General features: G+C 66.0%; 9 protein-coding genes. 7 read left to right on the forward strand and 2 right to left on the reverse strand.

Going from position 1 to position 11,565, the window contains the following annotated elements; translation table 11 throughout:
• Positions 1-3: 3 nt before the first annotated feature.
• On the reverse strand, positions 4-1,443 hold the full coding sequence (locus AB3X96_RS30245; RefSeq protein ID WP_176110961.1) for an aldehyde dehydrogenase family protein: 1,440 nt from the start codon (positions 1,441-1,443) through the stop codon (positions 4-6).
• Entirely contained in the window at positions 1,440-2,381 is a 942-nt protein-coding gene (locus AB3X96_RS30250) for a LysR family transcriptional regulator (RefSeq protein ID WP_013093435.1), read from the reverse strand. Before AB3X96_RS30250 ends, AB3X96_RS30245 begins: the two co-directional genes overlap by 4 nt.
• 278 nt (positions 2,382-2,659) lie before the next feature.
• On the opposite strand from AB3X96_RS30250, the gene AB3X96_RS30255 reads away from it, so the two are divergent.
• From AB3X96_RS30255 to AB3X96_RS30285, 7 genes are read left to right on the forward strand one after another with little or no spacing between them, the layout of a single operon-like run.
• The gene (locus AB3X96_RS30255) at positions 2,660-4,153 is read left to right on the forward strand and encodes a UbiD family decarboxylase (RefSeq protein ID WP_368592589.1); all 1,494 of its coding nucleotides are present in this window, start codon (positions 2,660-2,662) and stop codon (positions 4,151-4,153) included.
• Entirely contained in the window at positions 4,146-4,760 is a 615-nt protein-coding gene (locus AB3X96_RS30260; RefSeq protein ID WP_368592590.1) for a UbiX family flavin prenyltransferase, read from the forward strand. Before AB3X96_RS30255 ends, AB3X96_RS30260 begins: the two co-directional genes overlap by 8 nt.
• A 4-nt stretch (positions 4,761-4,764) precedes the next feature.
• Entirely contained in the window at positions 4,765-7,806 is a 3,042-nt protein-coding gene (locus AB3X96_RS30265) for a molybdopterin cofactor-binding domain-containing protein (protein WP_368592591.1), read from the forward strand.
• A complete protein-coding gene (locus AB3X96_RS30270; RefSeq protein WP_368592592.1) occupies positions 7,803-8,624 on the forward strand; it encodes a xanthine dehydrogenase family protein subunit M in 822 nt (273 codons plus the stop codon). The genes AB3X96_RS30265 and AB3X96_RS30270 overlap by 4 nt, the downstream gene beginning before the upstream one ends.
• Positions 8,621-9,157, forward strand: a complete 537-nt coding sequence (locus AB3X96_RS30275) for a (2Fe-2S)-binding protein (protein WP_176110966.1) — start codon at positions 8,621-8,623, stop codon at positions 9,155-9,157. Before AB3X96_RS30270 ends, AB3X96_RS30275 begins: the two co-directional genes overlap by 4 nt.
• Positions 9,150-10,724: an AMP-binding protein gene (locus AB3X96_RS30280; protein ID WP_368592593.1), complete on the forward strand. Its 1,575-nt coding sequence runs from the start codon at positions 9,150-9,152 to the stop codon at positions 10,722-10,724. Before AB3X96_RS30275 ends, AB3X96_RS30280 begins: the two co-directional genes overlap by 8 nt.
• A 6-nt stretch (positions 10,725-10,730) precedes the next feature.
• Complete coding sequence (locus AB3X96_RS30285; RefSeq protein WP_176122116.1) at positions 10,731-11,537, forward strand: enoyl-CoA hydratase/isomerase family protein; 807 nt, start codon at positions 10,731-10,733, stop codon at positions 11,535-11,537.
• Positions 11,538-11,565 lie beyond the last annotated feature (28 nt).

Raw genomic sequence — 11,565 nt, forward strand, 5'->3', positions numbered from 1 at the left:
CCTTCACCGCAACGGCGCGATGCCTTCCGCCACGCCGGCCGGCATGCAGATGTGCTTCAACTCGGTGAAGTCCGCCAGCGCATCGTAGCCGTGCAGCCGACCCAGTCCGCTTTGGCGATACCCGCCCGTTTCGGCTTCGGCGAAAAGCTTGTTGTGATCGTTGATCCACACCGTGCCGTTGCGCAGCGCACGCGCGACGCGCAATGCGCGCGCTCCGTCGTGCGTCCATACGCTCGCCGAGAGACCGAAGACCGTGTCGTTGGCTTTCTCGATCGCTTCCATTTCGTTCTCAAAGACCTCCAGCGTGACGAACGGGCCAAATATCTCGTCCTGGCAAAAGAACGCCTTCGGATCGTCATGCTCGACGAGCGTCGGCGACAGAAACGCGTGCCCCGAGCAAGTGCCTCGCAGCAGCACACGCTCGGCCGTTCCGCACGCGCGCTCGATCGTCCGTGCCACCGCATCGCGCGTCGTGCCGTCGATGAGCGCGCCGATATCCGTTGCCGGATCGATGCCCGGTCCAACGCGCAGCGACGCAAGCGCCGACGCGAGGTGCTCGCGCATCTCCGCGGCGCGCGACGCATGAACCAGCACCCGGCGCGCCGCCGTGCATTGCTGCCCGGAGATGATCGTCGCGGCGCGCGCGAGACGCGGCGCTATCGCCGCAATGTCGGCATCGTCGAAGACGACGCAGCATGACTTGCCGCCAAGTTCGAGCGACAGCTTCTTCATGCTGTCGGCAGCGGCCGCCATGATCTTCTTGCCCGTCGCCGTCGATCCCGTGAAGCTCACCACGTCGACGCCGTGCGAATCGACGAGCCGCTGGCTGGCCGCGTATCCCCGTTCGTTGACGAGGTTCACCGCGCCTTCAGGCAACGCCGTGTGTTCGAAGCAGCGCAACATCGCGGCCGTGAGCAGCGACGTTTGCGCCGCCGGTTTGACGATCGCCGTGCAGCCGGCTGCCAGGGCGGGCGCGAGCGAGCGCACGAGCAGCACGGCGGGCGCATTCCAAGGCACGATGATCGCCGCGACGCCGGCCGCTTCGCGCAGCATCGTCGATATCGTGCCCGGTTCCGGTTCGAGCACGTGCCCGGCAATATGGCGCGCGAGCCCCGCGTAATAGCGCACCTCCGATATCGCGCCGGCAATCTCGCCGCGCGATTGCGCGATCGCCTTGCCGTTTTCGCGCGTGAGCAGCGTCGCGAGCATGTCGCGTTCGGCTTCGAGCGCCGAAGCCCAGCCGAGCAGCACGTCCTGGCGCAAGCGCGCGTCCTGCGCCCATGTCGTGCGATCGAACGCGTGGCGAGCGGCGGCGATGGCGGCATCGGCTTCGCTCGATCCGCCGTCGGCGAACCGGCCGATGGCCTCGCCCGTCGCGGGATCGATGCTGTCGATGTTGGGCGTGCCGGTCCATTCGCCGGCAATCCAGTGTCGTGCGTTCATGAAGATCGTTCCTTGATGGTGTGTGAGGGCTCGTCGCCCGACAGGCTCGACGCGCGGTGCAACTCGTCGCCGATGATCTCGATCAGTGCTTCCGCCGCCGCGCTCAACGGGCGGCGCGGATGATTCACGCAGACGATGTGCCGCACGATGCGAGGCGCCAGAATCGGGTACGCGCGCAACGTGCCGTGCCGCGCGGCGCGCTCGACGACGATGCGCGGCAAAATCGTCGCAAAGCGAGTGTGCTCGACGAGCTTGAGAATCGTCGAAAGTACGTCGATCTCGAAGCGCGGCGCGAGCAGCACGTCCTCGTGTTGCGCGGCGCTGTCGAGCACGCCGCGCAGGCCGTGACGTTTGGTGGGCAGCACGAGTTCCAGTTCGGGTAATTGCGCGAGTTCGATTGCATGCGGCAAGTCGGGGCCATGCGCGGCGCTGGTGGCTAGCACCATCTCTTCGTCGAGCAGCGGGCGCGAGTCGAGCGACAAGCGCGCGCGCGGCTTGTTGATGAGGGCGGCATCGAGCTGCCCGCCCGCCACCCAGTCGATGAAGGTCGCGCTGTAGCCATCGGCGACGGTGACTTCGACATCGGGGTAACGCGCGTGAAAGCGCGACAGCGAATCCGCGAGCACGCTTTCCGTCACCGATGCGATCAGCCCGATGCCGACATGCCCCGTCACCACTTCATCGCGCTGCACGAGTTGCTGCCGTGCGTGGGCAAGGTCACGCACGATCGGTAAAAACAGGCGGTACATCAGCCGTCCCGCGGCGGTCGGCGCCATGCCGTGCGCGCCGCGCTCGAACAGCTGTTGATGCAGTTCGTCCTCGAGCTTGGCGATCTGCATGCTCAGGGCCGGTTGCACGATGTTCAGCCGCTTCGCGGCACGGGTGACCGAGCCGTCCTCGAACAGTGCGATGAAGTACTGGATTTGCTTGAGGTCCATGTTCCCTCAGGGCATCAGCGATGCTAATGGGGCTCGGTGACATTATCACCCTGCGTTCATCGACGCTGCAGGGCCCCTTTTGGTAGTGCGCCCTTCAGTACGGGCGTGCGTGAGCGGTCTATTGATACGTAACTGTAAGACCGCTGTCATCCGGGCTAACACCGATATAACGACGAATGATTCGTCGCATCAGTAAACAGTATTAGATGTTATGGCGCGATCTCGCTACGCTTCATCCCATGCGCTTGCTACGGTAGCGCGCACAGATGGAGACGCTGATGAACACACGCGATGCCGCAACGCATGGCAATCCCTCATTCACCTGGGCAGGAGATCACGCCGACACCGGCTCGCTGTCGCTGCGCGACTGGCTCGCGCATCTCGCGAAAACCGGCCGGGTCGCGACGATCGACAAGCCTGTCGCGCTCGAGCACGAACTCGCCGCCATTGCAAAGCGCCTCGACGGCGAACAAGCTGCGTTTTTCACGCAGCCGCACGGACATGGGATTCCCGTCGTGAGCGGCTTCATGTCGAAGCGCGCGTGGATCGCCGAAGCGATGGGCGTCGAAGAATCGGCGTTGCTCGCGCGTTTTTCGGCTGCGGCCGCGGCGCCGCTCGCATCGAAACTGATTCAACGTGAAGACGCGCCCTGTCAGCAGGTGGTGCATACGAGCGGCATCGATCTCCACGCGCTGCTGCCCATTCCCACGCACAGCGAACACGACAACGGCCCGTACATCACCGCCGGTCTCGTGATCGCGCGCAATCCGCGCACCGGCGTGCAGAACGTCTCGATCAACCGCATTCAGGTGCACGGCCCCGATCGCATGGCGATCCTGCTGCTGCCGCGTCATCTCTACGCGTTCCAGCGCGACGCGGAAGCCGCGGGCGACGCGCTCGACGTCGCCATCGCGATCGGCGTCGATCCCCTGACGATGCTCGCGTCGCAAGCGATCACGCCAATCGATCACGACGAACTCGAAATCGCGGGCGCGCTGCACGGTGCGCCGCTGCCGGTCGCGCGATGCGTGACGAACGGCGTGCACGTGCCGGCGTTCGCGGAGATCGTCATCGAAGGGCGCATTCTGCCGAACGTGCGCGAGCCGGAAGGTCCGTTCGGCGAATTTCCCAAGTACTACAGCGCGAAGGAAGCACGCGAAGTCATCGAAGTGACGGCCGTCACGCATCGGCGCGCTCCGATCTTTCATACGATCGTGCCCGCCGAAATGGAGCATCTGCTGCTCGGCGCGATTCCGCGTGAAGCCACGTTGCTCGCGCATCTTCAGCGCAGTCATCCCGCCGTCAAGGACGTGCATCTGTCGGTGGGTGGCGTGTGCCGCTATCACCTGTGGGTGCAATTCGACAAGAAGCGCGAAGGCGAAGCGAAGAACGTCATCCTGTGCGCGTTCGGCGCGCATTACGACATCAAGCAGGTCGTCGTCGTCGATACCGATGTGAACGTGCACGATCCCGCCGAAATCGAATGGGCCATCGCCACGCGCTTCCAGGCAGACCGCGATCTCGTCGTGATAGCAGGCGCGCAAGGCTCGCCGCTCGATCCGTCGACGACGGTCGATCAGCCCGACGATGCGCCGTCGCATCTGCAAGGCGTCAGCGCGAAGATGGGCCTCGATGCGACGCGCCCCGTCGTCTACCCCGCGCATGTGTTCACCCGCGTGCGCATACCGGGGCAGGACACGGTCGACCTGCAAGCACTCGTCGCCGCCGACAACAGCGCGTTCGACGCCTATCTGTCACGCGATCATGGCTGAACGAAAGAAACGCATCGTCGTCGGCATTTCGGGCGCAAGCGGCGCGGTGATCGGCGTGCGCTTACTCGCCGCCTTGCGCCGGCTCGGCACGCACGAGACGCATCTCATCGTGTCGTCGTCGGGCGCGGTGACGGCCGCCCAGGAACTCGGCCTCGCTCGCGGTGATCTCGAAGCCGCTGCCGATGTCGTGCACAACGTGCGTGATATCGGCGCGGCCGTGGCAAGCGGATCGTTTCTGACCGAAGGCATGGTGATCGCGCCATGCTCGATGAAAACGCTCGCGGGCGTCGCGAACGGCTTCGCGGACAACCTGCTGACGCGCGCCGCCGATGTGATGCTCAAGGAGCGCCGCCGCCTCGTGCTGGTCGCGCGCGAAACCCCGCTCAATCTCGCGCATCTGCGCAACATGACGCTCGCCACGCAAATGGGCGCGATCGTGATGCCGCCGGTGCCCGCGTTCTACGCGCATCCGCAGACTATCGACGACGTGGTCGACCACACTGTCGGGCGCATTCTCGATCTGTTCGAGATCGAGCACGACGAGATTGCGCGCCGCTGGAGCGGTCTAGCCGAGGAATTCGGCGGCCGCGCCGCACGTGAGGAGTAAGGTCATGAATCAGCGCGAAACCGCATTCGCCGACATGGACGCGCGCGTCGCCAGCAACGAGGTGCACGAAGCGAGCGCACCGCAGCGTCACATCGGACGCTCGATAGAGCGCCTCGAAGACCCGGCGATCCTGACGGGCCGTGGCCGCTATGGCGACGACATCGCTGTCAAGCCGGGCACGCTGCACGCCGCGATTCTGCGTTCGCCGCACGCGCACGCGAACATCCTGTCGATCGATACGCAAGCCGCGTCGAAACTCGCGGGCGTGCGGGCCGTGCTCACGCGCGACGATTTGCGTCCGTGGTCGCGACCGTTCGTCGTCGGCGTGAAATCGCCGATGGAACAGTGGGCGCTCGCGATGGACCGTGTGCGCTACGTCGGCGAGCCCGTCGCGGTCGTGATGGCCGAATCGCGTGCGCTCGCGGAAGACGCGCTCGATCTCATCAAGGTCGACTACGCGATGCTCGATCCCGTGACGTCGATCGAACAGGCCGCGAAGGACGACGCACCGGTGCTGCACGAACGCGTCGGCAGCAACGTCATCAGCGACCGGCATTTCCGCTACGGCGAGCCCGAAGCGGCCTTCGAGCGCGCGCCGCATCGCGTGAAGCTGGTCGCGCATTATCCGCGCAACACCTGCGCGCCGATCGAGTGCGGCGTGGTCATCGCCGAGTATCTTTCGGGCGAAGAAGGCTACGACGTCACGTCCAATTTCATGGGGCCGTTCTCGCTGCACGCCGTCATGGCGATGGCGTTGAACGTGCCTGCCAATCGGCTGCGTCATAAGGCCCCGCGCGATTCCGGCGGCAGCTTCGGCGTGAAGCAGGCGGTGTTTCCGTATGTCGTGCTGATGTGCCTCGCGTCGCGCAAGGCGGGCGCGCCGGTGAAGTGGGTCGAGGATCGGCTCGAACACCTGAGCGCGGCGACATCGGCGACGGCGCGTGTTTCAACCATAGAAGCGGCGGTCGAAGCCGATGGCCGGATCGTCGCGCTGTCTTACGATCAGTTGGAAGACGTGGGCGGCTACGTGCGCGCGCCCGAGCCCGCGACGTTCTACCGGATGCACGGCTGCCTGACGGGCGCATACGCGATCCCGAATCTGCTCGTGCGTAATCGCGTCGTGCTGACGAACAAGACGCCGACGGGGCTCGTGCGCGGCTTCGGCGGCCCGCAGGTGTACTTCGCGCTGGAGCGGCTGATCCAGCGTATCGCGATCGAACTGAAGCTCGATGTGCTCGACGTGTATCGCCGCAACTTCGTTCCCGCCGATGCGTTCCCGTATCGCGCAGCGGCGGGCGCCCTGCTCGATTCGGGCAACTACCAGGAAGCGCTGCGCCGTTCACTCGACGAAGGCGGATACCGGGAACTCGTTGCGCGCCGCGACGCCGCGCGCAACGAAGGGCGGCTGTATGGCATCGGCTTCGCGGCGATCGTCGAGCCTTCGGTATCGAACATGGGCTACATCACGACCGTGATGCCAGCCGACGCACGCAAAAAAGCCGGGCCGAAGAACGGCGCGATCGCGAGCGCGACCGTCAGCGTCGATCTGCTCGGCGGCGTGGTCGTCACGATCGCATCGACGCCCGCGGGCCAGGGCCACATGACCGTGTGCGCGCAAGTCGTCGCCGATGTGCTCGGGCTCGATCCGAAGGACATCGTCGTCAACGTCGAATTCGATACGCACAAGGACGCCTGGTCCGTCGCGGCAGGCAATTATTCGAGCCGCTTCGCGGGCGCGGTGGCGGGCACGGTGCATCTCGCCGCGACGCGCGTGCGCGACAAGCTCGCGCGCGTGCTCGCGAAGCAGTTCAACTGCGCGCCCGGCGACGTGCGCTTCGAACGCGCGCGCGTCTTTCCGCACGACGCCGAAGACCGCGCGCTGCCGTTCGCGCGTGCCGCGAGCAATGCGCCGCACTGGGCGCCCGCGCTCCTGCCCGAAGGCGAAGAGCCGGGACTGCGCGAAACCGTGTTCTGGTCGCCGCCGCACATGGATGCGCCCGACGAACAGGACCGCATCAATACCTCGGCGGCATACGGCTTCGCGTTCGACATGTGCGGGGTCGAAGTGGATCGCGTCACGGGACGCGTGCGCATCGACCGGTATGTGACCGTGCACGACGCCGGCACCCTCCTCAATCCCGCACTCGCCGATGGCCAGATTCGCGGCGCCTTCGCGCAAGGCCTCGGCGCGGCGCTGATGGAAGAGTTCCGCTACGGCGCGGATGGCAGCTTCCAGTCCGGCACGCTCGCCGACTATCTGATGCCGACCACCTGCGAAGTGCCCGATCCGCTGATCGTGCATCTGGAGACGCCTTCGCCTTTCACGCCGCTTGGCGCGAAGGGTCTCGGCGAAGGCAACAACATGAGCACGCCGCCGTGCATTGCGAATGCGGTGGCGGACGCGCTTGGCGTCGAAGACATTCGCCTGCCGCTCACGCCGCCCAGAGTGATGGCGATGATCGGCATGGACGATCCCGAACCGTCGCGGCCGGAATATCGCGAAGCGCCCGCCGCGAAGCCGGCGACGCCAGGCGGCGGTCGCGCACTGACGGCGCAGGGCGCGGTCGACCTGCCCGCGACACCCGAAGCCGTGTTCGCCGTGCTGCTCGATCCGAAGGCACTCGCTAAGGTCATTCCCGGCTGTCACGCGCTCGAAGAGACGGCGCCGAACCAGTATCGCGCTGACGTGACCGTCGGCGTCGGCATGATCAAGGCGCGTTTCGAGGCGCGTATCGGCTTGTCGGAGATCGATGCGCCGCACCGCCTGCGACTCGCCGGCGCGGGAATCTCGCCGCTCGGCAGCGCGCGCGGCAGCGGTCTCGTCGAACTGACGCCGCAAGGCAGCGGCACGCGGCTCACGTACGACTACGAAGCACAGGTGTCAGGCAAGGTTGCGGCGGTCGGCGGCAGGATGCTCGAGGGCGCGGCGAAGGTCGTGCTCAAGCAGTTGTTCGAATCGCTCGGACGGCAGGCGGCGGGCAAGCCCGTGCAAGCGCACGGATCGTGGATCGCAAGACTCCTTGCACGTTTCAGGAGACACGCATGAAGCCCGCACCATTCGACTACCTGCGCGCGATGACCGCGCAAGACGCGCTCGACGCGCTCGCGCAATACGGCGAGGACGCCCGCGTGCTGGCGGGCGGCCAATCGCTGATGGCCGTGCTCAATATGCGGCTCGCGCAGCCGAAGGTGCTCGTCGATATCTCGCGCACCGCCGAACTCGATGCCGTGCGCGTGGACAAGCAGGCGGGGCGTCTCGTGGTGAACGCCGCGGCGACGCAAGGCAGCGTCGAATGGCGCAGCACGCTCACCGACGAAGCGCCGCTGCTCGCGATGGCCTTCCCGCATATCTCGCACTTTCAGATTCGCAATCGCGGCACCGTATGCGGATCGATCGCGCATGCGGACCCGAGCGCGGAGTTGCCGCTCGTGCTTGCGGCGCTCGGCGGTGACGTGATGCTGCGCTCGCGAAAGAGGCGCCGCACGCTCGCGGCGCAGGACTTCTTTCAGGGAATGCTGATGACCGCGCGCGAGCCCGATGAACTCGTCGAAGCCGTGCGCTTCCCGCTGCGCAAGGAAGGCGAGCGCTACGCGTTCGCCGAATTTTCCGCGCGGCACGGCGACTTCGCGATCGTCGCGTGCGCGGCCGTGGTCACCGACGAGTCGATCCGCATTGCTGTCGGCGGCGTCGCGGACCGGCCGGTGACGGAGCAATGGCCGCGTCTGCGGGGCGACGACCTGCGCGGCGCAATGAACGATTTGAGCTGGAAACTGAACGCGCAGGACGATGCGCAGATCAGCGCGGCATATCGCCGGAATCTGGTCCGGCAGCTCGGATGGCGCGTGATCGAGGAGGCAAAGTGAGCAAGATGTCGGACACCATCATGCGGCACGGCGAAGTGCGGCGCATCGCGCTGACGCTGAACGGCCGCGAACGAAGCGGCTATTGCGAGCCGCGCGAACTGCTGTCGGACTTCATCCGGCACGAACTCGGCGCGACGGGCACGCACGTCGGCTGCGAACATGGCGTGTGCGGTGCATGTACGGTGCAGGTCGATGGCGTCGCGGCGCGCTCGTGCCTGATGCTCGCGGTGCAGGCCGATGGGCGGCGTATCGATACCGTCGAAGGCCTTGCGCCCGACCAGACGCTCGGCGACCTGCAGCAGGCGTTCCAGCGGCATCACGCGCTGCAGTGCGGCTTCTGCACGGCGGGCATTCTGATGTCGTGCGCGGATTATCTGCGGCGCGTGCCCGATCCTTCCGAAGAGCAAGTGCGCGAGATGCTCTCGGGTCATATCTGCCGCTGTACGGGCTACACGCCCATCGTGGCCGCGGTGCTCGACGTGGCGGCGCGCCGCCGGGCCGAGGCAAGCGCGAAGGAGGCCGAACATGCTTGATCTCGGACGTACGTTCCTGCAAAGCGTCGAGCGCAGTCCGAACGCGCTCGCGCTCGTCGACGGCGATGTGCAACTGACCTACGCGCAGTGGCATCGCATGATCCTGAATGTCGCCGATGGCCTGCGCGAACTGGGCCTGGAACACGGCGACCGGCTGCTCGTCGTGCTGCAAAACCGCTGGGAAATGGCGACGCTGCATTGGGCCGGACAGTTTGCCGGCATCGTGATCGTGCCGCTCAACTGGCGCGCGAAGCCGGAAGAAGTCGACTACTGCGTGACCGACGCGGGGGCGAAGGCGATCGTCTACGAACCCGTCAGCGCGGATTCCGTCGCGCAGAGCGCCGCCGCGCAGAAAGTGCCGCGCGTCGGAATCGACGACGCGTCCGGCCGCACCACCACCTTCGATGCGCTCATCGTCGAACGAGCGCGCAGTGGAGAGGTGACCGACACGACGCACGCCACCGCCGACGACATCTCGCTGATCCTTTATACGTCCGGCACGACGGGCAAAGGCAAGGGCGTGCCGCGCCGGCATCGGCATGAACGCGCGGGCGCGCTCGCGCACGTCGCGCAGAACCTGTACAGGCGCGGCGAACGCACGCTCGGCGTGATGCCGCTCTATCACACGATGGGCGTGCGCTCGCTGCTCGCGATGGCGCTCGTCGATGGCCTGTTCGTCTGCGTGCGGCGCTGGAACGCGAAGCTCGCGCTCGAATGCATCTCGAAGCACGCGCTCACCTGCCTCTATCTCGTGCCGACGCTCTATCACGATCTGCTCGCCGACAGCGCGTTCGCGAGCACGGACACGTCGTCGGTCAGAAAGCTCGGCTTCGCCGGCGCACCGATGAACGACGGCCTGCTCAAGCGCCTTTCGGCCGCGTTCGAGCCGGAGCTCTTCGTCAATCACTACGGCTCGTCCGAGGTCTACACGTTCAGCATCGACCAGGACGCGACAAAGAAGCCCGGCAGCGCGGGCCGCGCGGGCATCAATACGCGGCTGCGCGTCGTGAAGCTCGATGCCCTCTCGCCCGATGCGATCGCCGAAGCCGGCGAAGAAGGACAGATCATCGTGGACCTGCTCGGCGACGAAGCCTTCGAAGGCTACTGGAATCGCCCGGACGCGAATGCGAAGTGCCTGCGCGAGGGCTGGTACTTCACCGGGGACACGGGCTATCTCGACCGCGACGGCGATCTGTACGTGACGGGCCGCGTCGACGACATGATCATCAGCGGCGGAGAAAACATCTCACCGGTGGACATCGAATCGGTGCTGTCGCTGCATCCCGCCGTCGATGAAGTCGCGGTCGCGGGCGTCAAGGACGAGCGCTGGGGGCAACGTGTGGTCGCATTCATCAAGCGCCGCGAGTACGTCGATTCCGAGTCGCTCGATGCATGGTGCCGCCAGTCTGACCTCGTCAACTTCAAGCGCCCGCGCGATTACGTGTTCGTCGACGACATTCCCAAGTCGCCGGTCGGCAAGATTCTGCGCCGCAAGCTGCAAGCGGGCGAGTACACGCCCGATTCACTCGCCCTGCCCGCGCAACCTACAGCAACCACCAAGGAGTAACCCACAATGAGTGATCTCAACCATCGCGGCCAGACGCTGCTGCAAGACCTCGACGGCTTCTCGGTCGAAATCGACGCGCAGCGCGAGCGCGCCGACATCATCCTGCATCGGCCGCCGTTCAACGTCATTTCGATGCACGCTCGCGATCAGTTGCGCGCCGTGTTCGAAGCCCTCGACGAGGACGACCGCGTGCGCGTGATCGTCGTGCGCGCGAAGGGCGAGCATTTTTCGAGCGGCGGCGACATCAAGGGCTTTCTCGAAGCATCGCCGGAACACGTGTCGAAGCTCGCGTGGAATATCGCGGCGCCCGCGCGCTGCTCGAAGCCGGTGATTGCGGCGAATCGCGGCTTCTGCTTCGGCGTGGGCTTCGAGCTGTCGCTGGCCTGCGATTTCCGGATCGTCACCGATACGACCTTCTATGCGCTGCCGGAGCAGAAGCTCGGCCAGATTCCCGGCTCGGGCGGCTCGGCGCGTTTGCAGTCGATGGTCGGCATCGGTCGAACAAAGGACATCGTGATGCGCTCGCGCCGCATTCCTGGCGAGCAGGCGTACGAGTGGGGCATCGCGGTCGAATTCGTCGCGGACGCCGAACTCGAAGCGGCGACGGACGCGCTCGTCGACGAACTGCGCGCATTCTCGCCGCTCGCGCAACGCACCGCGAAGAAGCTCTTGAACGATTCGGAAGACGCGCCCTTGTCGATCGCGATCGAACTCGAAGGCCATTGCTATAGCCGTCTGCGCTCGTCGGACGATTTCCGCGAAGGCGTCGAAGCGTTTCATGGCAAGCGCAAGCCGGTGTTTCGCGGCAGCTGATACCTGACACGCCGCGCGGCGGACGAGA

This window comes from Paraburkholderia sp. BR13439 (genome assembly GCF_040948805.1).
Lineage (GTDB): Bacteria > Pseudomonadota > Gammaproteobacteria > Burkholderiales > Burkholderiaceae > Paraburkholderia > Paraburkholderia youngii.

Bases quoted from the DNA above. Each gene is read 5' to 3' on its own strand.
- AB3X96_RS30270 (WP_368592592.1), top strand. From the start codon at position 7,803: ATGAAGCCCGCACCATTCGACTACCTGCGCGCGATGACCGCGCAAGAC.
- AB3X96_RS30285 (WP_176122116.1), top strand. From the start codon at position 10,731: ATGAGTGATCTCAACCATCGCGGCCAGACGCTGCTGCAAGACCTCGAC.
- AB3X96_RS30280 (WP_368592593.1), top strand. From the start codon at position 9,150: ATGCTTGATCTCGGACGTACGTTCCTGCAAAGCGTCGAGCGCAGTCCG.
- AB3X96_RS30255 (WP_368592589.1), top strand. From the start codon at position 2,660: ATGAACACACGCGATGCCGCAACGCATGGCAATCCCTCATTCACCTGG.
- AB3X96_RS30245 (WP_176110961.1), bottom strand. From the start codon at position 1,443: ATGAACGCACGACACTGGATTGCCGGCGAATGGACCGGCACGCCCAAC.
- AB3X96_RS30260 (WP_368592590.1), top strand. From the start codon at position 4,146: ATGGCTGAACGAAAGAAACGCATCGTCGTCGGCATTTCGGGCGCAAGC.
- AB3X96_RS30265 (WP_368592591.1), top strand. From the start codon at position 4,765: ATGAATCAGCGCGAAACCGCATTCGCCGACATGGACGCGCGCGTCGCC.
- AB3X96_RS30250 (WP_013093435.1), bottom strand. From the start codon at position 2,381: ATGGACCTCAAGCAAATCCAGTACTTCATCGCACTGTTCGAGGACGGC.